The 26,339-nt window shown below is 32.5% G+C and carries 29 protein-coding genes and 1 other annotated feature; of the genes, 5 read left to right on the forward strand and 24 right to left on the reverse strand.

The genetic code is table 11. The features are described from left to right. From BM120_RS01115 to ruvC, 8 genes are all read right to left on the reverse strand, one after another. Window positions 1-960, reverse strand: coding sequence for a cell wall-binding repeat-containing protein (locus tag BM120_RS01115; RefSeq protein ID WP_091992651.1), 960 nt, complete (start codon window positions 958-960; stop codon window positions 1-3). Window positions 961-1,035: 75 nt separating this feature from the next. Continuing rightward, window positions 1,036-1,179 carry a six-cysteine ranthipeptide SCIFF gene (scfA, locus tag BM120_RS01120; protein WP_007789995.1) on the reverse strand — a complete coding sequence of 48 codons (144 nt, stop codon included), beginning with the start codon at window positions 1,177-1,179 and terminating at the stop codon, window positions 1,036-1,038. Window positions 1,180-1,263: 84 nt separating this feature from the next. After that, the gene (yajC, locus tag BM120_RS01125; RefSeq protein ID WP_091992652.1) at window positions 1,264-1,581 is read right to left on the reverse strand and encodes a preprotein translocase subunit YajC; all 318 of its coding nucleotides are present in this window, start codon (window positions 1,579-1,581) and stop codon (window positions 1,264-1,266) included. A gap of 96 nt (window positions 1,582-1,677) precedes the next feature. Then, window positions 1,678-2,796 carry a tRNA guanosine(34) transglycosylase Tgt gene (gene tgt, locus BM120_RS01130; protein WP_091992653.1) on the reverse strand — a complete coding sequence of 373 codons (1,119 nt, stop codon included), beginning with the start codon at window positions 2,794-2,796 and terminating at the stop codon, window positions 1,678-1,680. Window positions 2,797-2,818: 22 nt separating this feature from the next. Continuing rightward, the gene (gene queA / locus BM120_RS01135) at window positions 2,819-3,844 is read right to left on the reverse strand and encodes a tRNA preQ1(34) S-adenosylmethionine ribosyltransferase-isomerase QueA (protein WP_091992654.1); all 1,026 of its coding nucleotides are present in this window, start codon (window positions 3,842-3,844) and stop codon (window positions 2,819-2,821) included. 24 nt (window positions 3,845-3,868) lie between these two features. Then, the gene (gene ruvB / locus BM120_RS01140) at window positions 3,869-4,855 is read right to left on the reverse strand and encodes a Holliday junction branch migration DNA helicase RuvB (protein ID WP_278335314.1); all 987 of its coding nucleotides are present in this window, start codon (window positions 4,853-4,855) and stop codon (window positions 3,869-3,871) included. Between the two features lie 53 nt (window positions 4,856-4,908). Continuing rightward, entirely contained in the window at window positions 4,909-5,520 is a 612-nt protein-coding gene (gene ruvA, locus BM120_RS01145) for a Holliday junction branch migration protein RuvA (RefSeq protein WP_091992656.1), read from the reverse strand. Window positions 5,521-5,543: 23 nt separating this feature from the next. Continuing rightward, entirely contained in the window at window positions 5,544-6,038 is a 495-nt protein-coding gene (ruvC, locus tag BM120_RS01150; protein ID WP_091992991.1) for a crossover junction endodeoxyribonuclease RuvC, read from the reverse strand. A gap of 405 nt (window positions 6,039-6,443) precedes the next feature. Here ruvC and BM120_RS01155 point away from each other — a divergent pair, with 405 nt between their 5' ends. Next, entirely contained in the window at window positions 6,444-7,013 is a 570-nt protein-coding gene (locus tag BM120_RS01155) for a helix-turn-helix domain-containing protein (protein ID WP_091992657.1), read from the forward strand. A gap of 211 nt (window positions 7,014-7,224) precedes the next feature. Here BM120_RS01155 and BM120_RS01160 read toward each other — a convergent pair whose 3' ends face one another. Continuing rightward, entirely contained in the window at window positions 7,225-7,899 is a 675-nt protein-coding gene (locus BM120_RS01160) for a 3D domain-containing protein (protein WP_091992658.1), read from the reverse strand. Window positions 7,900-8,389: 490 nt separating this feature from the next. On the opposite strand from BM120_RS01160, the gene BM120_RS01165 reads away from it, so the two are divergent. Together BM120_RS01165 and BM120_RS01170 are read left to right on the forward strand one after the other, a co-directional pair. After that, a complete protein-coding gene (locus BM120_RS01165) occupies window positions 8,390-8,800 on the forward strand; it encodes a YtxH domain-containing protein (RefSeq protein WP_177187339.1) in 411 nt (136 codons plus the stop codon). 16 nt (window positions 8,801-8,816) lie between these two features. Then, a complete protein-coding gene (locus BM120_RS01170) occupies window positions 8,817-9,158 on the forward strand; it encodes a hypothetical protein (RefSeq protein WP_091992660.1) in 342 nt (113 codons plus the stop codon). A gap of 155 nt (window positions 9,159-9,313) precedes the next feature. Here the strand turns inward: BM120_RS01170 and BM120_RS01175 are convergent, their stop codons facing one another. From BM120_RS01175 to BM120_RS01205, 7 genes are all read right to left on the reverse strand, one after another. Continuing rightward, complete coding sequence (locus tag BM120_RS01175; RefSeq protein ID WP_091992661.1) at window positions 9,314-9,970, reverse strand: TetR/AcrR family transcriptional regulator; 657 nt, start codon at window positions 9,968-9,970, stop codon at window positions 9,314-9,316. Between the two features lie 493 nt (window positions 9,971-10,463). Further along, the gene (rplT, locus tag BM120_RS01180) at window positions 10,464-10,817 is read right to left on the reverse strand and encodes a 50S ribosomal protein L20 (RefSeq protein ID WP_091992662.1); all 354 of its coding nucleotides are present in this window, start codon (window positions 10,815-10,817) and stop codon (window positions 10,464-10,466) included. Between the two features lie 24 nt (window positions 10,818-10,841). Further along, on the reverse strand, window positions 10,842-11,039 hold the full coding sequence (gene rpmI, locus BM120_RS01185) for a 50S ribosomal protein L35 (RefSeq protein ID WP_091992663.1): 198 nt from the start codon (window positions 11,037-11,039) through the stop codon (window positions 10,842-10,844). Window positions 11,040-11,065: 26 nt separating this feature from the next. Further along, entirely contained in the window at window positions 11,066-11,584 is a 519-nt protein-coding gene (gene infC / locus BM120_RS01190) for a translation initiation factor IF-3 (RefSeq protein ID WP_242941517.1), read from the reverse strand. 341 nt (window positions 11,585-11,925) lie between these two features. After that, complete coding sequence (locus tag BM120_RS01195) at window positions 11,926-12,942, reverse strand: MBL fold metallo-hydrolase (protein ID WP_091992664.1); 1,017 nt, start codon at window positions 12,940-12,942, stop codon at window positions 11,926-11,928. A gap of 147 nt (window positions 12,943-13,089) precedes the next feature. After that, window positions 13,090-13,725 carry a DUF3841 domain-containing protein gene (locus BM120_RS01200; RefSeq protein ID WP_091992665.1) on the reverse strand — a complete coding sequence of 212 codons (636 nt, stop codon included), beginning with the start codon at window positions 13,723-13,725 and terminating at the stop codon, window positions 13,090-13,092. Window positions 13,726-13,757: 32 nt separating this feature from the next. Continuing rightward, on the reverse strand, window positions 13,758-14,624 hold the full coding sequence (locus BM120_RS01205) for a methionyl aminopeptidase (RefSeq protein ID WP_091992666.1): 867 nt from the start codon (window positions 14,622-14,624) through the stop codon (window positions 13,758-13,760). A 301-nt stretch (window positions 14,625-14,925) separates the two neighbouring features. On the opposite strand from BM120_RS01205, the gene BM120_RS01210 reads away from it, so the two are divergent. After that, window positions 14,926-15,531, forward strand: coding sequence for an ECF transporter S component (locus BM120_RS01210; RefSeq protein WP_091992667.1), 606 nt, complete (start codon window positions 14,926-14,928; stop codon window positions 15,529-15,531). Between the two features lie 296 nt (window positions 15,532-15,827). Continuing rightward, window positions 15,828-17,510, forward strand: a complete 1,683-nt coding sequence (locus BM120_RS01215) for a MutS-related protein (protein WP_091992668.1) — start codon at window positions 15,828-15,830, stop codon at window positions 17,508-17,510. A 262-nt stretch (window positions 17,511-17,772) separates the two neighbouring features. Here the strand turns inward: BM120_RS01215 and BM120_RS01220 are convergent, their stop codons facing one another. The 8 genes from BM120_RS01220 to BM120_RS01255 all read right to left on the reverse strand — a co-directional run bounded on the left by BM120_RS01220 (window position 17,773) and on the right by BM120_RS01255 (window position 26,231). Beyond that, window positions 17,773-18,516 (reverse strand): amino acid ABC transporter ATP-binding protein, encoded by a 744-nt coding sequence (locus BM120_RS01220; RefSeq protein WP_091992669.1) that lies wholly within the window; start codon window positions 18,514-18,516, stop codon window positions 17,773-17,775. Between the two features lie 14 nt (window positions 18,517-18,530). Continuing rightward, entirely contained in the window at window positions 18,531-19,196 is a 666-nt protein-coding gene (locus BM120_RS01225) for an amino acid ABC transporter permease (protein ID WP_091992670.1), read from the reverse strand. A gap of 129 nt (window positions 19,197-19,325) precedes the next feature. Continuing rightward, the gene (locus BM120_RS01230) at window positions 19,326-20,174 is read right to left on the reverse strand and encodes a transporter substrate-binding domain-containing protein (protein WP_091992671.1); all 849 of its coding nucleotides are present in this window, start codon (window positions 20,172-20,174) and stop codon (window positions 19,326-19,328) included. Between the two features lie 173 nt (window positions 20,175-20,347). Next, window positions 20,348-20,552: a binding site (T-box leader), on the reverse strand. A gap of 68 nt (window positions 20,553-20,620) precedes the next feature. After that, window positions 20,621-22,510, reverse strand: coding sequence for an ATP-dependent helicase (locus tag BM120_RS01235; protein WP_242941518.1), 1,890 nt, complete (start codon window positions 22,508-22,510; stop codon window positions 20,621-20,623). A gap of 61 nt (window positions 22,511-22,571) precedes the next feature. Beyond that, window positions 22,572-24,161, reverse strand: a complete 1,590-nt coding sequence (locus BM120_RS01240) for a ClC family H(+)/Cl(-) exchange transporter (RefSeq protein ID WP_091992672.1) — start codon at window positions 24,159-24,161, stop codon at window positions 22,572-22,574. Between the two features lie 20 nt (window positions 24,162-24,181). Beyond that, window positions 24,182-25,036 carry a bifunctional 5,10-methylenetetrahydrofolate dehydrogenase/5,10-methenyltetrahydrofolate cyclohydrolase gene (locus BM120_RS01245; protein WP_091992673.1) on the reverse strand — a complete coding sequence of 285 codons (855 nt, stop codon included), beginning with the start codon at window positions 25,034-25,036 and terminating at the stop codon, window positions 24,182-24,184. Between the two features lie 39 nt (window positions 25,037-25,075). Beyond that, window positions 25,076-25,714: a cyclodeaminase/cyclohydrolase family protein gene (locus BM120_RS01250; RefSeq protein WP_091992674.1), complete on the reverse strand. Its 639-nt coding sequence runs from the start codon at window positions 25,712-25,714 to the stop codon at window positions 25,076-25,078. A gap of 220 nt (window positions 25,715-25,934) precedes the next feature. Continuing rightward, window positions 25,935-26,231, reverse strand: coding sequence for a YeeE/YedE thiosulfate transporter family protein (locus BM120_RS01255; RefSeq protein WP_091992675.1), 297 nt, complete (start codon window positions 26,229-26,231; stop codon window positions 25,935-25,937). Window positions 26,232-26,339: the final 108 nt, after the last annotated feature.

A 26,339-nucleotide genomic window follows, 5' to 3' on the forward strand; every position in this document is an offset into this window, starting at 1 on the left:
TTACTTGTTTGCAGCCGCAACACATGCGTTAAGTACAGATGTACTTATGCCACCCAAGGATATCATTCTCTGTGCACCGCTCAATATTGACTTATTGCTATATCCATTCACCAAAACGATTGGGCTCAAAGACTTTCCTGCCAAAGGACTACCAGTCAACGCATCAACCAATTTATATCCATCACTCAAAAAATATTGTTGTGGTTTTTCAGAGTAAAATGCATTGATAACCTGTGCATTTGTTTCAAATCTATCGTTTCCACTTAACCTATTTGCACCTATACTTCTAATTAGGCTTGTTGAAATCGAATTGATACCACCTATCGCATAGACCTTGCTAGTTGATTCCAAAATATTAGAAGTAGTTGCATCAACCTTTGTACCATCAGTAAGCAATACCGGTTCACCGTCTCTGGCTGCTACAGAGGAAATACTCATAGCATCTGCATCTCCCTTATAACCGTTTGCCACAAATGCTTTTCCGACACTTCCTTTAATGCTCAAAATCATTTTGGCAACATTACTACTTGTTTCAAATCTATCTTTTCCACCTATCCTAGTAACCGAAAATCCACCTTTTTCGGAATCCTTCAACTTGTGCTCTAATGAGCTGCTGATAGAATTTTCAGAGCCTATAATATAAATGTTTTTTGCTATTTCAAGCCTTAATTGAGTTTCATTTGGTATACTATTTTTGCTCACTAACAATATCGGAGCTTTTAAAACACCTGATAATCCACTCGCACTCAAACCATCGGACAATTTATTATTGTCAGCATTGACAAGAATAACTGAATCGTAACTGCCCATTTCACCCGCTATTGAACTAGCCGTCGAATATCTATCTAAGCCTTTAATCTGCTGTATTTGTTGAATTGTTATGGCATTTGATGATACTCCACTAAACACTATAGTTGTCAATGCCAGCATCATAGCTATAGCTTTATTTCTTAATTTCATAAACTGCACCTCCAATAATAAAATATTATTTTTAAAAAAATAAACAGCCAAAAAAGGCTGTTTAAGTAAAGAATACTATCTTTCACACTCTTGGTTAGCAACTGTACAAGAAGTTTTACAAGCAGATTGACATGAAGTTTGACATTCACCACATCCACCCTTAGCTGCACTTTCCTTTAAAGTAGCCTTAGAAAGAGTTTTTACATGCTTCTTTTCCATCGTAATCCCCCTATTAAAAATAATATATGTCTCATTATATCACATATTGTAATATTTTGTAACAGTTTTGTCATATTAATTGATTTATACTTCGATTTTTTCTTCCACTTCTGTAGCCTCATCCTTGGAAGCTTTTTCTATAACCCTTCCAATGGCCCATTTTTCAAATGGCACTTTTGTTCTATTAGGTCCAAGCTCCAATATTATTTTATCTTCCTCTACTCTAGTAACCTTTGCGATAATTCCTCCGATTGTTACTACAGTATCTCCTTTTTCGATTGAATCTCTCATTTCTCTAAGCTTTTGGTCTTTTTTCTTTTGAGGTCTAATCAATATGAAATAGAACGCTACAAAGATTACAACCCACAAGCCTATACTCATTATCACTTGATTCTTTGGCATGGCATTTCCTCCCTATTCTAATTTGAAAATTATTATGCTCAAACTAATTTATATTTCCACTAACATTATAAACTAATTCGAATTTTGTTGCAAATCTTATTTCTGATAATACTTTTTTAAAAACTCTTCCTTAAAATCCAATAATCGGTCTTCATGTATGGCTGTTCTAATATTTTCCATCAATTTTAAAAGGAACCTTAAATTATGAATTGTCAGCAATCTAGCTCCTAATATCTCATTTGCCTTAATCAAATGTCTGATATATGCCTTAGTATAATTTCTACAGGTATAGCAGTCACATTCTGGATCCAAGGACGAAAAATCCTCAGCATAAGTAGCATTTCTCACAACTACCTTACCTTGACTAGTCATCGCAGTTCCATTCCTTGCAATTCTTGTAGGAAGAACGCAATCAAACATATCCACGCCTCTAATTACGCCTTCCAAAAGATCATCAGGAGAACCAACCCCCATCAAATACCTCGGTTTATCTTCTGGTAAAAATTGCACAGTATGTCCCAAAATATCGTACATTATGTCCTTTGGCTCACCAACACTCAATCCACCGATTGCGTATCCTGGTAAATCAATTGCAGTAATCTCTCTTGCGGACTGTTCTCTCAAATCCTTGTACATTCCACCTTGGACGATTCCAAACAAGGCTTGGTTTTCTGTATTTTTATGCGCATCCTTACATCTTCGTAACCATCTAGTAGTTCTCTCCAAAGATTTTTTTACATAATCTCTATCAGCCGGGTATGGTGCACATTCATCAAATGCCATCATAATATCCGATCCCAAAGCTGTTTGAATTTCAACGGCTTTTTCAGGAGTTATAGTATGTCTCGATCCGTCAAGATGTGATCTAAACTCAACTCCCTCTTCAGTTATTTTTCTCAATGGACCCAAACTAAATACCTGAAATCCACCACTATCTGTTAGTATTGGCTTATCCCACTGCATAAATTCATGCAGTCCACCAGCTTTTTTTATCAATTCGTAACCTGGTCTCATATATAAATGATATGTATTGCTCAAAATTATCTGAGAACCAATTTCCTTTAATTCCTCCGGTGTCATTGACTTCACAGTCGCCTGAGTTCCAACTGGCATAAAGATTGGTGTTTCAATAATCCCATGGGGAGTATGAAGCCTTCCCAATCTAGCTCCAGACTGTCTACATTTTTTTATTAATTCATATCTAACTGCGTACATATATCTCCTTTTTTAAAAAACATTATTCCAAAAACATGGCATCTCCAAAACTAAAAAATCTGTATTTTTCCTTCACAGCCTCTTTATAGGCTTTCAAAATAGTCTCCCTAGATGACAAAGCACTCACTAGCATTATCAATGTCGATTCTGGCAAATGAAAATTTGTTATTAAATTATCCACAATTTTGAACTTATAACCTGGATAAATAAAAATATCTGTCCAACCGGATCCTGACATCACGTTTCCCTGATCGTCACAAGCCGATTCAATAGTTCTACAGCTAGTCGTTCCAACACAAATGACTCTGCCACCGCTTTTTTTAACTGAATTGATTAGCTCTGCCGACTCATCCGATACCATATAAAATTCTGAATGCATCTTGTGATCATTGACATCATCAACCTTCACAGGTCTAAAAGTACCCAATCCCACATGAAGTGTCACAAAAGCTATATTTATACCTTTGCGTCTTATGTCAGCCAACAATTCTTCAGTAAAGTGAAGTCCTGCTGTTGGAGCTGCTGCAGACCCAGAGGTTTTCGAATAAACGGTCTGATATCGTTCGTTGTCCTGCAATGTTTCAGTAATATAAGGTGGCAGTGGCATCTTACCAAGCTCGTAAAGTACCTCCTCAAAAATACCATCATAATCAAATCTTACTATTCTCTTTCCATCCTCGACAATATCCACAACCTTGGCTATCAATTTACCATTGCCAAAAGATATCTCACTTCCTATTCTAGCCTTTTTTCCTGGCTTGACCAAGGTCTCCCAAGTATCGTCCTCATTTCTCTTTAAGAGCAAAAACTCAACCCTTCCACCAGTATCTTTCTTTTCGCCTATCAGTCTGGCTGGAATAACTCTGGTATCATTTAATACCAAGCAATCCCCTTCCTTTAAGTACGAAACTATATTTTTAAATATATCATGTTTGATTTTACCAGTCGACTTATTTAGTACCAATAATTTAGAACTGGCTCTATCCTCTATCGGCACCTGAGCAATAAGATCTTCCGGTAAATCATAGTAAAAATCACTCGTTTTCATTTAAAATTCTTCCTTTGTTATTTTTTACCCCTTTTTACTGTTTGCATCATAAGGTATACCTAGATGTTCATATGCCAATGGCATGGCTACTCTGCCTCTCGGAGCCCTATTTATGAAACCAAGCTGTAACAAATATGGCTCATATACGTCCTCGATGGTATTTCTATCCTCTCCTATTGACGCTGCAAGTGTGTCGAGACCAACTGGTCCACCTCTAAACTTTTCAATAATTGTTTGAAGTAATTTTTTATCAACAAAATCAAGTCCCAAAGAATCAACTCCTATCAACTCCAGGGCATCGTTCGCTACTTCATCTGTAATATTACCATCAAATTTAACCTGTGCATAATCCCTCACTCTTTTTAACAGTCTATTGGCGATTCTGGGTGTTCCACGTGAACGTCTCGCAATTTGAATTGCTCCGTCATCCAAAATCTCTGCATTTAATATTTTTGATGATCTTTTTACGATTTTCGACAACTCGTCAACATTGTAATAATCCAACTTACAAATAACACCAAACCTATCTCTTAATGGATTTGTCAGCATACCAGCCCTTGTCGTTGCACCTATAAGTGTAAACCTCGGCAAATCGAGCCTTATACTCCTTGCGGATGGACCTTTACCAATAATTATATCAAGAGAGAAATCCTCCATTGCTGGATATAAAACTTCTTCAACACTTCTATTTATTCTGTGTATCTCGTCAATAAAAAGAACATCATTTTCTTGTAAATTGGTCAAAATTGCTGCCAAATCACCTGCTCTTTCAATTGCAGGTCCAGATGTTACTCTCAAATTAACACCCATTTCACTGGCTATAATTCCAGCCAAAGTAGTTTTTCCAAGACCAGGTGGTCCATACAGTAACACATGATCAAGTGGTTCATTTCTATTCAATGCCGCATCAATAAAAATCCTCAGCTGTTCCTTTGATTTTTCCTGTCCCAAATATTCATCAAGAGATTTTGGTCGCAAATTATTCTCGATATCAAAATCTTCAGCCTTCATAGTTGAGGTAATAATTCTTTCACTGTCTATACTTTCCAATTATAGTCTACCTCCTAAAACTTCATTCCCGTTTTCATAATATATTCCAATCCTTTTCTGATGACATCTTCAACACTCATCCCAGGCTGTTTCACAAAATTGACAGCACCTTCGGATTCAATTCTTGTATATCCTAATCCAAGTAATGCTTCAACAGCTTCGCTTGCAACTACGTCACCAATTCTACTGTCAGCAATTTCAATGGAATAGCCTTCATCGACAACCAATTTGGATACCTTATCCTTTAATTCTAGAACTATTCTCTCTGCTGTTTTTTTACCAACCCCTGGTGCCTTTGACAAAGCAGCAATATCAGCATTTAAAATATATCCATTTAGCACATTTGGAGAAGCAAATGAAAGAATTCCCAAGCCTACCTTCGTTCCAATTTTTGACACCGAGGTCAAAAGCTCAAACATTTCCAATTCCTCTTTGGAATAAAATCCACAAAGACTTATATCATCTTCTCTCACTATCATTTTTGAATATATTTTATGCTTTTCTCCAACGGCAACTTTGGAAACTGTGTTCGTGGATACTAATAGCTTGTATCCCAGCCCATTATTTTCAATAACCAAGGAGTCTATTCCTATTTCTTCAATTATTCCCTTAATATACGCAATCATACCTTTATCAATACCATCCTTTATTAATACTTGCTTAATTCTTTCCCAAGTCTATTCGCATGAGCATGACAAATACCTACAGCTAAAGCATCAGCTACATCATCTGGTTTTGGTATAGATTTTAATCCCAAAAAAGATGTAATCATTTTTTGAACTTGAGACTTATCCGCTCTACCATAACCACAAACACCTTGTTTAATCTGCAAAGGAGTGTACTCAAACACAGGCTTATTATTATGCTTGCATGATAATAAAATTACTCCCCTTGCCTGAGCAACTGTTATAGCAGTTTTAACATTTTTATTGAAGAATAATTCTTCGATTCCAATCTCATCAATATTATACATTTTGAACAGCTCATCCATCCCCTTATAAATAAGTTCCAGCCTATCAACATTATCCATTTTAGCTGGAGTAGTAATTGCCCCATAATCTATAGTTCTAAATCTATTGTTTTTGTATTCAATAACCCCATAACCAATTATCGCTAATCCAGGGTCAATTCCTAATATTATCATAAAATTTGTCAATCTACTCCTCAATTTTATTCATTTTCTGAAATTCAACTGCTCAATAAAAATAGAATTTCATAAATAGAAAACACTGTTAAATAATTATACCATAATTTCCTTACTTTCAATAACAAAAATTTCATAAATATAAGCTCTGTAAATATTATAATAAAAAAATATTTAATATAACAAAATAGTGCGTTATTGTTTTTTGTTGAAAAAGCAATAATACATTAAAATTAACTATTTAAATTTAAAAATTTTTACAATAATAGCTATCATTTATTATAAAAAAATGATATAATTGTTTTGCGATTATTCATTTAACCTATTATAGAGCCATTAATCGCATTGATTTCGTTGTTTTGTTGTTTGGAAAAAAATTACTTTATTTAGTAAGGGGGTTATTCGATGGACATTGAACAGATAGGAACACGCTTAACAAATTATAGAAAAATGAAAAATTTGACTATAAAGGATTTCTCTAAAGTATCTGGTATTAGTACAGCTCTACTAAGCCAGTTAGAAAGAGGAATCGGAAATCCGAGTCTAAGTGTATTAGACTCAATAGCAAGAACTATGAACATTTCCATTTCTACATTATTTGAGGATCAAGTTAGTCTAGAAAAGCTTGTAAAACGAGTTGAAGATCAAGGGTACATCAAGGATTCAAGAAAAAGCAATATAGAATTTCAATTACTGACAAAAAAGTCTACTAACCTTAGTGCCGACTTGTTTAGAATAACTTTATATCCTCATACAGAAACACCATTAGTACCATTTGGTGTAAATGAACTTGAGGAGTTAATTCTGGTAGAAAAGGGTACGTTAACAGTATGTACTGAAAACAAAGAATCTGTTGTATTAAAAAAGGGTGATACCATAAGATTTATTCCAAGGATGAGCTATAAGCTTGAAAATAACTCAGCTCACAATGTTTCAGTGCTTTACTTTGCAAGTAATACAAAGGAAGTATTATGAAAAAATCGTCTTATTCGATGTCTTGTGCGATAAAAGAATCAGACAAACATCATTATACAAAATCAAATACGTACATTGTTTTGGGATTAGTGAAAATTATTTCCGATTATATCGAATATTATAATAATATTAATTAAATAGAGAATGTATTGTACGCATAAGTACATGCGTACAATACATTCTCTATTAATTTAAATATATCCAACCTAGCTTAGTCAAGGACGATTATTTCAAGGTTTCTTCTACCAAAATTATTCATTTCTGTTGCAGAATTCATAAATATATCTATCATCGTTCCCTTGATGATTCCACCAGTATCATTTGCTATAAACACTTTATCAAAATACGGAACATAAACCCTGGAACCAAAAGGAATCACCTTCGGATCAACAGCTATCGTTCCCCATCTTGGTCTCTGTCCTGAAGCAGTAGTAGTATCTCCTGTGTAAGCACTTGCGTTAGAAATATACTTCTTACCAGTACCTAATTTATTTCCCTTTTTGTCATAATAATAAGTCTTACCTCCCGTTATGGCATAATCAGCACCATTTTGTGTTGTTTTTACAGATAGTACACCCTTATAAACACCATCATCTCCAAATAAATGTTGCTTTCCAGCTATTACCTGCACTCCTGTAACCATCTCACCTTTAGTACTAAAATAATACATAAGCCCATTTAGCTTATTCCAGCCTATAAGTTTTTTCCCTTTTGAATTAATATATACATATTTGTTATTTTCTTTTTTCCATCCTCTTAAAATAGTTGACTGAGCATTGCTTGTAGTCTCGGCGAAAGAAATTGATCCTTCTGATATCAGCACTACCATTCCCAATAACAATACAGTAAATAAAACACATACCTTCAATTTAATACTTTTAATCATATTAACCTCCATTTAGTATCCAAAATAAAGCTTGCTTAATAAAGAGAACAAAAATGCCATAAGCTTCTTTATTCTCTTTTTGTGCAAATTGATTTTTTTAGATAGTTTCTATTTTGTTACTTAAATCAAATCATAAAATTTTTATAGTAACATTTTTGACATTTTTATTTACAATACTTTTATATTCTATTATATTTTTTACAAAAATGCAACTTTTTTTGTCTTGATATTTAAAGCAATATAAATTATATTGCTTTTTCAACATTTTTAACCTACAAAAAATTACATTCTTGTAATCTTTTTTTGTGCTCCTTATATTTTTTCAGATGTCTCCATTTCAACTTTATCCATAAAATCAATTAGTATTCCTCTTGCAATTGACATACTTATCTATAAAGTATATCATTATAGATAAAGTAATATTTAGAAAAAACAATTAACAAAATATGTTTTTTCAATACGCAATTTGATGAAAGGGAGCTGCAAAAATATGATAATAAATGCAATTAAAAGAAAAAGGCAAGAAATTATACGTTCAAGAAGAAAAAGGAAAATTGCTAATATTGCAAAGTATTCCTTACCATGCTTAGTCATTGGAGTTGTATGTGGACTGCTTCTTGCACCAAAATCTGGAAAAGAAACCATCCTAAAAATAAAATCTGACATAGGAAATACCAAAGAAAATCTGGAAAACAAATCAAAAAAAATGCTAAAAAGTGTCGAAAGCTCAATCGAGGATAAAAAAGCCAAAATAGCAGAATCAAAAAGAAGAATCAAAGAATACTTCAGCAAAAATAATGATTTAATCGAAATTAAGACCTCATTTATAAAAGAACCAGATGAAATCGAAAAATCTAATTCGGAATTTGCAGATAAATCCGAATTGAAAGATAACAAATAGGAGTTGAAAGTTTAAGATGACAGTTACAGTAAATACACAGACAATTTTATTTATATTAGCAATCCTAGGCTGTATTGCTCTAGTTTTTCTAATTATCGTTCTGAAAAAGTTGGCAAATCTAATTTCTAGCATTGATGACTTAATAGTAAGAAATAGTACAAATGTTGGTCTTACCATAGCAAAATTACCTTCTATAGTATCAAGTGTTGACGAGGTGGTGGACAATGCAAAGGATATTACAGATGTGGCAGTCGATGTTTCATCCGATGTACTGATAGCAAAGGAAAAAATTAAAACCGGAATAAAAACATCAATCGATGTCGCTGGAATAGTTAAGGATGTTATGAAGAAGAAATAATAGAATTACACTTATTCATACAATTTTTACAAAAAATGCCGTTGGTAAAACAGCTTTACCGACGGCATTTTAAATTTAAAACAATTATTTTTATCTATTTTTTTGCAATATTTGTAATATATAAATCAAACCATTAATATTAGAAAATATTTGCTCTATTTTTTTATTAGCTTCGATTCAAGTATCGACCTTACATACTTCATAATTTGAGATTTTCCTTCCTCTGGACTCATAAAGCCTTTATACACTCTAAACAGAATAGACTCGTATGTAAACGATGTAAGATCATTAATGAAATCAATTGAACTCTCTTCAATATACCCTTTTCTTGCGATATCTTTCACCATAAGTATGTTTCTACTTTCTATTGAGTAGTTTTTTAACATTGAATTAATTACATCACCATAGTCTTTTTCTTCTCTAGGGAAAACACTATAATACTCGTCAACATATTCGGAAATACTTCTATTTAATTGATTGAAAAACAGAGTATAAAACACATCTACATTTTTCATGGTATGAAGCAGAAAACACTCCCATACAGCAAAATAATTATACATTATCTCATCATCAGATTTCTTGATATAATTCTTTATATCATCTAAATATTCCTCAAATGAAAAAAGACACACGAAAACTTTTAAATGCTCCAAGTTTTCAAAATAATTATACATTGTCGCACTGTTAAATCCAGATAAATCCCCCACTTTTCTGATTGTTATAGCATCTATGCCTTCTTTTTCAAGAATTGTCCTAGCAGAATTTATCAGATTTTTCATGCTCATAATCTTGTAAGAATTCAATTCTTTCATTCAAAACCTCCTATAAAATAACTTTAATAGAAATAGTATACAACGAAATCTCAAATAATTAAAGAAAAATATATTAGAAATCTTTCTATACCTACACCTCAAGTATTCTATAGGCAATAAAATACTCCACGAAAATAAGGGTCGAAATAAATAAACCCTTATTTTTAGAAAAACATTTTAAAAGCACTACTATTTTCTTTCTTGTCTAAACGCTTTAATAATACTAATACAAATAGCCAGCATTATAAATACATATCATAAGCAATAAATTAATATACATTATTGTTATTAATAGAAATCTTATCATATCACAACTATCTTTATAAGTTTTTTTAACTATAATAATCATGGTTATTACCTATACTTATTATATGTTTTTACAATATATATTCAGAGATTTAAAAAACAGAATAAATTGTTTAGAACTTCAAAAAATAAAAAAACCTCGCAAATTTGAAATCAAATTTACAAGGTCAATAATCAAAATATCTAATTATAGGCTCTTCTTAGCTACATCTACTAGCTGTGCAAATCCATTTGGATCAGCAATAGCTAATTCTGAAAGCATCTTTCTATTTACTTCTATTCCAGCCTTCTTTAGACCGTTCATGAACTTAGAATATGACATATCATTCATTCTACAAGCAGCATTTATTCTCTGAATCCAAAGCTTTCTGAAATCTCTCTTTTTCTGCTTTCTACCGATATAAGCATTCTTCAATGCCTTCATTACGAACTGGTTTGAAGTCTTGTAAAGCTTACTTCTTGATCCCTGGTATCCCTTTGCAAGCTTTAATACTTTTTTATGTCTCTTATGGGCGTTCATACCCTTCTTTACTCTTGCCATTTTAAATCCTCCGTATCCTTAATCTTACTTGTATGGTAATAACTGTGCTATTCTTCTTGCATCTCCATCACTAACTAATGTAGATTGTCTCAAGTTCATTTTAGTCTTAGCTGATTTTTTTGTAAGTATATGACTCTTATAAGCCTTCGCTCTTTTCAACTTACCGCTTCCTGTTCTTTTTAATCTTTTTGCTGCACCTCTATGTGTCTTCATCTTTGGCATAACAAAGTCCTCCTCTCAATTATTATCTATTTCTTTGGATCTATTATTGCAACCATATTATTCCCTTCAAATTTTGGGGGCTTTCCTGGTTCTCCAAACTCATTTAACATTCCAATAAACTTATGCATGACTTCTTTACCAATATCTTTGTGACCTAATTCCCTACCTCTAAATCTCAGCTCAACCTTAACTTTGTCTCCCTTTTGTAGGAACTTGACAGCTTGGTTTGCCTTTGTCTTCAAATCATTGTCACCAATACCTGGTCTAAGTCTTACTTCTTTGATATTAATAGTCTTCTGTTTTTTCTTCGCTTCTTTTTCCTTCCTTGCCTGCTCATATTTGTACTTTCCATAGTCCATCATTTTACAAACAGGTGGTTCAGCATTTGGCGATATCATTGCAAGGTCCAAATTCTTTGAATTTGCGATATTCAAAGCTTCTTTCGTAGGCATAATCCCCAACTGTTCACCAGCTTCAGATAATACTCTTACTTCCTTTACATTGATTTCCTCATTGATTGCTAATTCCTTACTAATACAGAACACCTCTACTTTCTTGTCGTTTAAAATACACTTACTAAAATAAAAAAAGACGGATTATAAAATCCGCCATAAGTTCAAATTGAGCGACAAAAAACACTGTACGCATAAACTTATTAACCTTACTAAGCATTGCCGTAAGGTGAGAACGGATTCTACTTGTTTTTATCTACCTATCTACTATACAGCATACTATGCATATATGTCAATAGTTTTTTTCGCTATTATGTGAAAATCTTCATAAAATTCGTTAAGCACAATGTTTTTCAAAATATGATTTTCAAAATATCATATTTAAATTATTGTATTTAAAATATCATATTAACTAAGCTACAATAACAAACTTACTATGATTGAATAATAATCTTATCTCTTATATCATCAATATTACTCTTATTTCTCGAAAAATACAATACTCCATTGCTTTCCCTTATATTGACATATCCATAATTCACCAACAGCTCTACATGAGCCATTGTTTCACCTGAAGCAAAGTATTTCTGAGCTGGCGGAAATTCATCCCAGCTATTTGCTCTGATTCTCCATTTAATATTAGATGCAATATTTCTAATCGTATATTCTTTTCCATCCTCTAGTGAATTAAACACCTCAGCCAATCTCTCAAAATGATGCTCTGTAATTTCATCAATTCTTGCTTTATGGTCGGTCACCAGATCTCTATGTGTTGAAAAGCAATAATCTACATCTAATTTCTTCAATTTATGTATTGTATTTAGATACTTTTCTAGCATATTTTTGTACTCAACCCCCCAAAAAGTAATATTCGGAGTGATTGTATTTAGAATAGTATCTGCACAAAATAATATCTTATGCTCTCTTTCATATAAGCCTATATGTCCCGGAGTGTGACCAACCAAATCCAGAACTTCAAAGCAATACTCTCCAATATCAATCGTATCACCCTCTTTTAGAGCTGTGTACTCAAACTGACTTGATAGCTGATATTTGTATCCCGGATTATCTGTAACATCAAACTCTTCTTCTATTCCATATTTTGTTATCAAATCCAACGATTTGCTCCAATATTCTCCAGTAGCTGTAATCTCAAGCAATTTTCCATCTTCATCACTCGTATAAATATCGCAGCCTTCCTCGTAAAAATAAGATATCAAGCCTGAATGATCAGAATGAAGATGTGTAACTATCAGCGAAACATCTTTAATCTGTAGTCCAAGCTCCTTTAGACCAGCGACCATACTTTCTTTGGACTCTTTCATATTGTACCCTGTATCCAGCACATAGCTCTCATTTTCACCCTTTATTACATAAATATGAATAGCTTTTAATGGGCTGTTTGGCAATACAACAGGAAAGGAGTAAATATTTTTACATAATTGTTCCATTTTTAACCTCTCACATCTTCCCTAATAATCACTCTAAAATAAATTTATTTATATATTTCATCGTCCGTATATTTAAGCAAATACTTCGATGTGGATTTAATCACGTGCTACTATACAAATGTATAGTAGTACCTTAAATTGCCAGTCCTAGTCCAATATATATTCTTCAGGTATGGACTCTCCTGGTCTCACTATATGTTTAATCCAATCTTTTTTTATTTCCCATATATTTGCTTGGACACAAAAAATATTCCAGCTATCCACGTCGAATACTCTAATCCAACTATCCTTTATTCGTTTTTCTTCCAATGGGTACTGTCTAGCATAGCGACCTTGAATAAATTCAAAAGAATTTTTATATCCTTTTTCCTTGATTTCAGCCCTGTATTTTTCCAAATCATCATCGTTCGTCGGAACATAGTGTAAATTCAGAACATAGTCCCATTTCAATCCATCAAAATATATTATCTCCTCGTTTGGAACCTCAAGAACGTACGCAACTTCACCTTCGTATGGTCTCATACAATTCCTGGCACTGACAGAGCACCAAATCTGATATTCCACATCATCTGGTTTTGAGACTCTCTCCTTTGCAGCATCGACAAACCAATCATAACACATCAGTATCAATGGAGAAATATCATCCATATGTTCCTTAATATATATTTTTTTATTGATAAATCTTCCTTTTTCTTCCAATACTTTTAGCGATCTCTCATCTTGGCTAGTAAATAGCAAAGTTTTACCGTTTCTCGAGTACGGATTAATTCTACTATAGTCCATATCAACACCTCCGATTCATTGATTAAATTCCCTTAATAAGAAATTATTTCATAACCATCCTCAGTTACCAATATCTGATGTTCCCATTGTGCTGAAAGACTTCCATCCTTTGTGTACGAAGTCCAACCATTTTTCTTATCAACATAAACCTGAGGCTTTCCGATATTTATCATCGGCTCAATCGTAAAAATCATCCCTGGAACCATCAGCATACCTGTATCCTTCACTCCCACATGAGAAACAAAAGGTTCTTCATGGAATTCATTACCAATTCCATGCCCACCAAACATCGTTACTACAGAGTATCCTCTAGACTCAGCATATTCCTGAATGGCAGCTCCAATATCCCCTATATGTCCCCATGGCTTAACCTGTTCAATACCTACTTCCAAACACCCCTTCGTAATTTCGACTAATTTTTTCGCTTCATCAGAGGCTCCTTTCATTACAAACATTCTCGATGCATCGGAAAAATAACCATCCTTAATAGTCGAAACATCAACATTAATAATATCGCCTTCCTTTAAAATAACGTTCTTGTCAGGAATACCATGACAAACTTCATTATTGATCGAAGTACAACAGCTCTTTGGAAATCCTTCATAATCAAGAGGTGCTGGAATAGCACCATGCTCAGTCGTAAAATCATAAACCAGCTTATCAATATCCTCAGTACTCATACCAACCCTTATATTTTTAGACACATGGTCTAATATACCTGTGTTTACTATAGCACTAGCCTTGATCATTTCTATTTCTCTAGGCGTTTTTATCATACCCCTATCAGGAACTATGTGTCCTTTTAGCTCAAATTCTCTTATTTTTTCATCAATTTCCATGTGGCACTTCTTATACTTTTTTTCGCTGCCACACCAGCACTTATCATTTCTATTTTGCATAATTCTACCATGGTGCAACTTTACACCACATTCCCCTTCCTTTTCTCTAAGCTACATCTCTATTATATATTTAATGATACCACATTTTGTATTGTTCTATAACATTTTTTTTAAAGTTATGATTAGCCGAAAATTGTATCGATACAATTTTGTTTTTTATATTAAAAATACCATTATAATTGACTTTATTTGAAATAGTATATAAAATTGTATCTGTATCATGAAGTAGTAATTGTTTTATTTATAGAAATTACGTCGATAATTATGGATTGATAATAAAAAATTTGATAAGGAGGATTACATGAGAAACGAAAAACTTACTTTGATTACTCAAACAGCAATATTAGCTGCACTTTGCTTTGTGACTTTCACATTTTTGCAAATAAAGATTCCAGTTCCAGGTGGAGATGCAACTTCAATACATTTTGGAAATGTATTCTTGGTGTTAGCAGCATTATTAATAGGTGGTGTATACGGTGGATTAGCAGGTGCTATTGGTATGACTATTGCCGATCTACTAGATCCAGTATATATAATTGTTGCTCCAAAAACATTTATTTTAAAGCTTTGTATAGGACTTATTGTTGGAGCAATTGCTCATAAATACGCAAAGATAAATGGAAGTGATGACAAAAAATATATTATTAAATGGGCGATTATTGCTTCAATAATCGGAATGGGTTTTAATGTCGTAGCAGATCCAATTGTTGGGTATTTTTACAAAGTGTATATAATAGGTCAACCAACAGATGCAGCTACAATTTTAGCAAAATTGAGTGCAGGAGTCACTTTTTTCAATGCAATAACAACAGTCGTAATAGCCAATTTGATATATGCATCATTAAGACCAATACTAATTAAATCTAATTTATTGGTTAACTATCAAAAAAGTAAAAAAGCAGCATAATACTTATATTTAATTATAAAAATAAGTATTATCATAAAATGCCTAATTTGAAATAGAAGTACCATTATTATACTCCACTAAAATGCTTTGTCATTTTATAATATGTTGCTTCTATTTTTTTATTTTTTGTTGAAATAAATAATTTTTAGCATAATAATTTTTCTACAAGCTACCACGCTATAAGCTTCTATGATTTAGCCTATTGTAGTATTTAGTAAATTATTATGATATAATATTCTCAGTAAACAGTTTTGTTTTTCAATCTATTTCTAACTATATTTAGAGGAGGATATTTCATGGAGGATTTTGATTCACTTTTTACTAATATTGATAAATTGTATGAGATTATTTTTTTCGCATTTATATTATTCATTTTCATTGCCATATACAATTTGATCTTAAAAATACGATATTCAGATTATATAAAAAAATCTATAGATACAAATTGGGGAACAAAAAAAGAAAAAAAGGAACAAAATAATAATATTATTTTATTATCAAAATACATATCAAAAAACTCAGAAATCAATGATAAAACCTGGAATGATTTTAATATGGATTTATTGCTTTCAGAAATAGATCACACCGAGTCATATTTAGGAACGGTTATGCTTAAATATCTTCTTAAAAATCCCAAATACAATATTGATGATATTGAAACAACATTTAGTGAGATCTCTGAAATAAAATCAAATATACCAACAGCAAAAAGAATCAAGCAAAGTTTAGCAAAAATTGGCGAAAACTTAAAAACAGATGTTTCACTATTTCTAGAAAATGGAATTGATCCAAGTGAATTTAATCCAAAAATATATATTGTATTAGGAGCACTTCCACTTTTTTCCATATTACTATTCTTTATTAACAAAAAATTTGCATTAATATTGCTAATAGTGTCATTATTAACAAATATTGTACTAAGCGAAAAAATAAAAAAAGAAATCTACTCGCACTTGAAAAACTTTAAAGAAATTGGAAAAATTATACAAGTTGCAAACAGAATAAAGATATTATCTCCAGACATTCTTTACGACAGAATAAATAAAATAACAGCTACCACAGATAATCTAAATGAATTAAATTCTAAACTAGCTAGATACACTTCATTTAATGATATGACCTCTGAAATGTCTGCGTTGTCTACTTTGGTTTCAATGTTTTTTCTAATTGAACCAATTAATTTCTTCCTTGTAAGGGATTTGATTAATAATCATATAAACGATATCAGAATATTGGTTGAGGAAGTCGGAAAGCTTGATGCTGTTTTGGGCATGGCAAGCTACCTTGATTATAACAAAAATTATTGCAAGGTCAAATGGGATAGCGATGTTATTCACTACGAAAATACATATCACCCTCTTTTAAAATCACCTGTACCGAACAGTATAACAGTGTGTAATCCCAAAATAATATTATCTGGATCAAATGCCTCTGGGAAATCAACATTTTTGAAATTAATTGGTATCAATCAGATATTTGCACAAACCTTTGGAATATGCTTTGCAGAATCAGCTATATGTTGTATTCATAAAATCACAAGTTCAATGAATAGTGAGGATGATATTTCAAGTGGTGATAGTTACTTTATGTCTGAAGCAAAAGCTGTAAAAAAAATCGTGGATTCTGTAAAAAATAATGATATTAAGCACTTGATAATAATGGACGAGCTGTTTAGAGGAACAAACACTGTTGAAAGAATTAACTCGACATTTGCACTTCTTAATTACCTATCTAATAAACATGACACATCGATGTTTATTGCTACACATGACTTGGAGCTTATTTCTTCACTAAATCATTTTGAAAACTATCACTTTAGCGAGCTGATTGAAAATGACAATATGAAGTTTGATTACAAGCTAAAAAATGGTCCTGCTAAAAGCACAAATGCTCTCGAAATAATTAGAATTGTAGGATTTCCAAAAGAAATTTACTTGGAGGCACTAAATGAACCTGTTGTAAAATCACGAGATTATTAGAATTTTTCAAAATAAAGACTCCATGTCAAATAACGTTGACGATAATTTAAATCAATTACAACCGTAAAACAGTGTAGCAAATTTGCTACACTGTTTTTGATAAGGAGATTTCTACCTAGGTATGAAAAGCTTTTGAAAGCAATAGCTAACAAACTTCTCAATACTAGATTATGTATAATATAAACAAATCATTCTAAAACTTTAGATTGATTTGAATAATTAACTACTTTATTTCCTATTTTCATTTTTGTTCTTAAAAATCTTATATTAATATTTTTGCAAAGAAGTCTTTTGCTCTTTCGCTCTTTGGATTATTAAATACTTCCTCAGGCGAACCGTCCTCAACAATTTTTCCTCCATCAACGAAAATAACTCTATCAGCAACTTCTTTTGCAAATCCCATTTCATGAGTCACTATCGCCATTGTCATTCCTTCATCTGCAAGCTCTTTTATAACATCAAGAACTTCCTTAACCATTTCTGGATCTAATGCTGAAGTAGGCTCGTCGAACAGCATCATATCTGGTTCCATTGCCAAAGCTCTTGCAATAGCAATACGCTGCTGTTGTCCACCAGATAACTGATTAGGGAAAGAATTCTTTTTTTCTATAAGACCCACTCTTGTAAGCAATTCTTCTGCCTTTTTTTCAGCATCTGCTTTGCTTATTCCTTTTACTTTCATAGGTGCAAGAGTGATGTTTTCTATTATAGATTTATTTGGAAATAGGTTAAAATTTTGAAAAACCATGCCGATATTTTCTCTGATTTTATCTATATTCTTTTTATTTTCCATTATACTCTGACCTTCAAACACTATATCTCCAGCTGTAGGCTGTTCCAACAAATTCATACATCTTAAGACAGTGCTTTTTCCTGAGCCGGATGGACCGATTATTACAACGATATCACCTTTATCAATTTCTAAATCTATACCCTTTATTACTTCAAGATTTCCAAATGATTTATGTAAATCCTTTATTTCTAGTAAAACCTCTTTTTCTTTCATTTCATACAACCTCCCTATTTAGCTGCCATTTTCTTTTCAAGAAGAGCAACCAATCTTGAAAGAACAAATGTAAGTACAAAGTAAACCAAAGCGGCTAACAAGTATGGTCCAAATGATTTAAATGTAGTGTTCTTTACAGCACCAGCAACAAACATAATATCCATAATACCTACTGTAGAAACAATTGCAGTTTCCTTTACAAGTGACACAAATTCATTCGCCAATGCTGGTAATATGTTTTTAATTGCCTGTGGAACAATAACATATCTCATTGATTGCCAGTAGTTCATTCCTAAGGAACGACTTGCTTCCATTTGACCCTTGTTTACTGACTCGATTCCTGATCTCAATATTTCTGCTATATATGCACCTGAATTAAGAGTCAATGCTATTGCGCCGGCTGTAAATTCTGGACCAAGCCCCAAAAAATCTGGATATTTGATATTCAACAAGGTCGGTAAACCAAAGTATATAATTGACAGCTGAACCATCAAAGGTGTATCTCTTATTACCTCTATATAAATATTTGAAATAACCTTGAAAATTTTAAAATTTGAAATTTTTGCTATACAAGCAATTAACCCCAGAACAAATCCAAAGCATAACGCAACAATCGATAGCAATATCGTAACCTTCGTACCTTTTACAAACAGGTCCGAATAATCTAATAAATATCCCATAATCTAACTCCTTAAAAAAATCCTGATCTTCTTTTGTTTCTATGTTTATTTTAATTTCTATACTTATTTTTATCTCTATGTTTGTTACATATATTACATTATTAGTATAATTAGCTTAAATTAAGCTAATTATTTCTTTTCTTTTGATACTAGGTCAACTGCATTAGCCAATATCTTATCGTATTCTCCACTATCCTTTAGAGTCTTAATTTCTTCATTCAATGCTGCTAGTAGCTCTTTATTGTCGCCTTTCTTTACTGCTACCGCCATCAATTCTTCATCTCCACCGCTAGTTAATGCTAAGCTTTCAACAACTTTTACGCCATCATATTTTCCTGCATTTATGCTTGCAACTTTATCATTTAATACTACCGCATCTATATTTCCATTCTTCAAATCCATTACTAAATCCGGAACAGATGTTAAAGCCTTGTAATCAGTAATTTTTAACTGTTTTTTAACATATATTTCCTGAGTAGATCCCTTTTGAACACCTAGCTTCATCTTCTTTAAGTCATTTTCTGATTTCAATTTTCCAGAATCGCTATCTCTCACTATCACACCATTTTTACCCATAAAGTAAATATCTGTAAAGTCTACTGATTTTTTACGAGTTTCATCAGGCGTCATACCTGTAATTACTAAATCAACAGCATCAGATTGCAGTGCCGGTAATAGTGAATCGAAATCCATCGATTTAATTTCAAGCTTTACTCCCAATTTGTCAGCAAATTTTTGTGCCAATTCGATATCAGCTCCAACTATCTTACTCTTTCCATCTTCTGAAATAATAAATTCAAATGGAGGATAATCTGGTGAAGTACCAACAATTAACTTTCCATCCTTCTTAATCTGCTCAAGCTTAGTTGCTCCAGCTGATGAATTTTTTTCCTCCTTTTTACTTCCACAGCCTGCCATACCTACTGCCAATACAGCTACTAATCCCAATGCCATTAATTTCTTTAATCCTTTTTTCATCTTTGTAACTCCTTATCAAAATACTTTAAAAATCTTTTAAAAAATAAACCTTAATTTATAAAAAAGTCTCTTGGCCATAATGACCAAGAGACGAATATACCGCGTTACCACTCTTGTTGACAGCTACACAATAAGAATAATCATGTATAAAAAAATCCCTCAGTCATAAATGACCAAGAAACGAATATACCGCGTTACCACTCTTATTGACAGATAAACTGCCCTCTCAACCCCTTAAGGCGGGAAACCTATTAGAATACTAAATTTCTTCCAATAATCTCCAGAGCTCTTTTCACAAATACTTCCAATATTGGGCTCACACCATACCCCAACTCGCTGAAAATTCGGTAAAGCTACTTTCTCTATCACTGATTTTATAAACTATTTAGCTATGAACTATATTATACTCACCGAATAAACTATTGTCAATATATTTTTTTATTTTTTTAAAATTCATTTTCTATACCTTTTATAAATCTTGATTTTTCAGCTTTTTTGTTATATTTCTTTGCTGGAATACTAATTGTCAAATTATCTTTTGCCCTAGTTATTCCAACATAAAATAATCTTCTTTCCTCTTCTTCATGATTTTCATCTATATTTTCATCTTCAGAATTAATATAGGGAACTATTCCGTCAATGACTCCAGCAATAAAAACATTTTTAAACTCAAGCCCTTTGGAGCTATGCATTGTAGTCAATACAACACCTTCATCTAGCAAATCGTCCAAAGAGCTTTTTTTCTGTTGGATATTTTTCTTTTTAAGCTCTTCTCGCACCTCATCAATATGCTTAAAAAAGTCGAAGCTAGATTTAAAGCTTTTTGATGAGCTCTCAAGCTCGTCTAAAATATCCACAATACCTTTTGCTTTTATCTTCCTTTCATGACAGTATTCAAGTATGTATCTGTCATAATCCAAGGTTGTTCTAATATATGAAATCGCATACTCTGGTGCCAGTGTTCGAATATACAACAAATCTTCATATACATCCCTTAAATCTCTTTTTTGAAACTCTTTTATATCAGGATTATTCAGTAAAGCTTCAAAAAAATCCACACTTTTAACCGCTTTATCCACTGCTATTTTCGAAATATATCTAAATGGTTTATTAATAACTCTTGCCCATTCCTCATTTGTAGCAATATTCATGGCAATTCTCATATATGCAATCATGTCCATGCTTGCCCAATGATCAAAAATACTTTTTGCTGAATCTTTTAATACAAACGGTATTCGATTATTCATAAACGAGTCAACAAGTGCTCTTGACTGCCTGTTTGTCCTATAAATAACGGCAAAATCAGAATACTCATTTTCTTCTTTTTCCACAGCATTTTTTATTCCTTCTGCGATAATATTTGCTTCATCTTCAATATCCTTTGGATAAATATAGCAGATATTTCCTTTTGTCGTTCTGTATGGAAATACTCTTTTTTCGTACCTATTTTTGTTGTTTTTTATCAGTCTTTGCGACAATTCTACAATATTTTTATCAGATCTGTAATTTTTTTCCAGAATAACAGTTTTAGCAGCATCGAAATACTTTGAAAAATTTAACATAAAATCAGGTCTTGCACCTCTAAATCCATAAATACTTTGATCCTCATCGCCAACTACAAAGACATTGTTCAGAGGCTTGGCAATCAATTTAATTACTTCAAATTGGACTTTATTTACATCTTGAAATTCATCAATTAGAATATATTTGTATACACTTCTCACTATTTCCAAAATATCTTCATTTTCCAACAGCAGCTTGTATGTCATAATAAGCATATCATCAAAATCAATCTTGTTAACACTATTTTTTCCTCTTTCATAAAGGTCAAAAATCTGTGAGAAAACCTCTGATTCAAAAGATTCACAATTATACAATATCGGCTCAATCATCTCATTTTTAACATAAGAAATATCTGACAATATCGCAGCTATATCATCATCACTGATGTTTGAAATTTTAAGCTGCCTCAAGACAATTTTCATCAATTTATATCTATCATTTTCTGAAATAATATCCTCAAGATTAATTCCACTATATTTTCTCAATATCCTAAAAAACGAAGAATGAAAGGTACCGAAATTAACCTTCTTCACTCTGTCATCCCTTGCAAAATCAAGTGTTTTTTTCTTAATATCGTCCGATGAAGCCTTTGTGAAGCTAATAGCCAAAATTCTGGTAGGAGGGATATCATGGTTTTTTATCATATTATAAATTCTATGTGCTATTACTCTTGTTTTTCCAGATCCAGGTCCGGCAAGAACCAAGCAAGGTCCATCAATATGTTCAACGGCAATACGTTGATTTCGATTTAATGTATTCAATATGTTAGACAATCCAATCCCTCCTTTATATTTTTTTAGATAAATTATTTATTTTACATGGAAAATAATTCCACTACGCACCTATTGTAAGCTCATTCAAATAATCCAACATTTTCGGGTAGTCTGATTGATTTACCATAACAGTCAGCATATCCCCCTCCAATATCATAGTCTTTCCTCTTGGCAAAATTTCAGTATCACCTCTGTATACAGATACCACCAAGCAGTTTTGTGGCCAATCAATTTCCGATATATACTTACCCTCAGCCTTGCTTCCCATATGTACAGCAAATTCCATCAGAGTTTTTTTATCATTTTCTATAATCTCGATATCCTTTCCCTTTGATGTCAAAATACCCTTTAGCAATAGATCATACACAGGCTCGACTCCAAGCAAATCTGATGTAATCAAGGCTGAGAAAACCACTAAAGCGAGTGATAGCAGATGCTCAAATGAACCGGTCATCTCAAAAATAAGTATTATCCCAGTAATTGGAGCCTTAACAATAGCAGCAAAATGTCCAGCCATCGCCAATACAGCAAAATTAATAATATACTCCCTAGGTATCCCTAAAAACTTTACACAAAAAATTCCAAATATACTACCTATCATTGCACCCAATGCCAACAATGGAAAGAAAATTCCTCCTGGCACGCCAGAGCCAAAGGATATAAATGTGAACAAGTATTTAATAACTAAAAAGGCAAGCAATGCTATAATACTATAATCGACTACACTCAGCTTGGTAATTATCTCATGACCACCACCAATTAACTGTGGAACTGTCATCCCCAAAATTCCAGAAAAAATAAATGGTATCATTATTTTGAGCTCTAATATTATAGGCAATTTTTTGTAAAAATGCTTTGTAATAAGTAACCCATGGTTAAATATGTAAGCACTTAAGCCTACCAAAACACCTAATATTATCAGTGTCCAGTAATATTTTATAGGAATAATTTTTAAAACAGAAAACCTTAGAGATGGATTCATACCAAGAATGGATTTGCTAACCATATCCGCAGTTACTGCTGAAATCATGGCAGATGTCAAAACGACAGGCGAAAAATTTTTATGAACCTCTTCCAATGCAAACATAACACCTGCCAAGGGTGCATTAAATGCTGCAGCCAAGCCTGCAGAAGCACCACTTGTTATAAGATACTTTTGCTCGCTATCAAGTCTATTCGCATTTCTTGAAACACCTTCTCCAACTGCTGCACCCATCTGAATTGATGGACCCTCTCTACCAACTGACAATCCAGCAGCCAATGAAATTATCCCACCAATAAATTTAAAGAATAACACCTTTTTCCAATTTACCTTAATTCTTCTAGTAATAATTCCTTCTACTTGAGGAATACCAGAGCCTGAAATATTAGGCTCTTGCTTTACGCAAAAAGATATGAATAATGAAGCAATGATAAGGCACAGAAGGACTACTACCATATTGAGCGGTTTTCCTGATGCTTTTCCATATAATTCAATTACAATTTCAAATAACTTTTCGCCCAAAATTCTGTATGCAACAATCACAAGACCACTGAGTATCCCGATTAAGAAGGAGTAAAAAATCATATTATATTTTAGAGTTTTAGTAGATTCGAGAATATCACCTATACTCTGCTCCTCACGATTTTTTCTTGCACGTCTAATAAACATAAAATCACCTCTAAAAAGAATTATAATGTATTTTTAAACGCTTTTAATACCTGGCTCGCCAATATTGAAGTCGTTACTGCTCCAACTCCACCCGGAACAGGAGTTATTCCTCCAGATTGCTCTAAAACCTCGTCATAGTCGACGTCGCCCATCATATTTCCATCTTCGTCAAAATTGATACCAACATCAATAACGACCGCACCCTCTCTGACAAATTCTTTTTTCACAAAACGACCAACACCAATGCAAGAAATCAATATATCAGCCTTGCTACATATTTCGCTCAAATTTTTGGATTTCGAATGACATATAGTTACTGTTGCATTCCTATTTGTCAGCATTATCGAAAGAGGCTTTCCAACTACCATCGATCTTCCTATTACTACAACATTCTTTCCTTCAACATCAATTCCATAAAAATCGAGAATTTCTACTACACCCATCGGCGTACAAGGAACAAATCCATCTTTTTCACCAGAAAACAGCTTAGCTAAATTAATAGGAGAAAAGCAATCCACATCCTTTTCAGGAGAAATAATATTTTTTATAGCATCTTCGTCTAATCCCTTTGGCAACGGTCTAAAACACAAAATCGCCGTTACTGAAGTGTCGCCATTAAGTTTTTCCAACGAATCTATATATTCATCCATCGAACAATTTTCATTCAGTTCAACGACAACAGTATCTATTCCACACTTTTTACATCTATTTGAAGCCGCTCTCTGATAAGAAAGATCATCTTCCCTATTCCCAACTCTAATCATTGCAAGAGTTGGCTTCTTGCCAGTTTTTACAAAAATATCTTCAATTTCAGATATTATTTTTTCCGTCAGCTTATCTGCTACAGGCTTGCCCTTTAACACTTTATTTTCCAATAACTATTCCCTCCTCATATATATTTACAATTTCTTTTGCTAGATAAGTTTTTCCACAACTGATTGATATATTCTATCACAGCTCTCACATATATTTTTCTCCAAAGACTCTAGCTCCAGTTTGTATTGGTTTACAAAATTTTCATCATCTATATATTTTATATTAATCAAAATATTTAATTTTGCACTAAGCACTGATGCCTTTAACATCATAACACCAACCCCAACATCGCTTATTAGCATATTTGAACCTTTAACCAAAAGTTCTTCATGAAGCTTCAATATTTCATTTGAAATCTGTAATGTTTTTAATGGAACTGATGCAGCAGCTTTCAAACAATCCTGAATCGTAATCTGCTTTAATTTCTTTTCTTCTTCTGTATCACTTGGCAATTTATACGCATTTGAAAGTGGTAAATATGCTTCGACATCTTCATCTACCAAATCCAAAGAAATTTTTTCATACTCCTTCGCTTTTTCAATAATTACCCTTACATCCTCATCATATTGTTGATATTTCTTCTTTCCTACTGTAAAATTTCCGACCATGGATGCAAGAGCGGATGACAACGAAGCACAATATGCCGCAACACTACCCCCACCTGGCATGGTCTTTTTCGCAGCGACCTCATTTGAAAAATCTTCAAGAGAAAACTCTACATACTTTCTATTTTCCATACAATACCCCCTTCACAAATCTTAGCATGAAAATATCATGCATACCTACAAAAAATTTCGTCACTATTTATTATATGTGAACGAACAGATTTTAACAATATATAGACTGAAAAAATGTACATGATATAAATCACAAAAACTCCCAATTCAAATTCCAAGAAATGAATTATACGAGTGATAATTGAGCCTATATCAAATAACAAAAATCTGCTTTAATACATTATACATTTAATTTTCTTTCGACTTTATTTCCAAGTATTCCAGCTGCTACCAATACTATCAATAATATCCATCTCGAAAGTGAGAAATTTACGATAGGTGTATAAAGTACACCAACATTACAAACATTAAAAAGTATTGTTCCAAATCCCATACATAGACTATCTAATGCATAAAAAACGCCAGATTTTGTAGTAATTTTCCAGTCAGCTGAAGCTGTCTGAGAAAATAATTTTGCAGTAAATAAACCATAAGGAATACTCGCTCCCCAACCTGCTTTTGTAACACCAATTAGCAAATACAAACCATTAAATTAATATAATAAAAAATAGTGGAGTATCATTCTTTATTTTGATACACCACTTCAAAAATTCATCAATTTTTGCTACAAAGAAAATCATAATAA

Source organism: Peptostreptococcus sp. D1 (genome assembly GCF_900112955.1).
In the GTDB taxonomy this organism is placed as follows: Bacteria; Bacillota; Clostridia; order Peptostreptococcales; family Peptostreptococcaceae; genus Peptostreptococcus.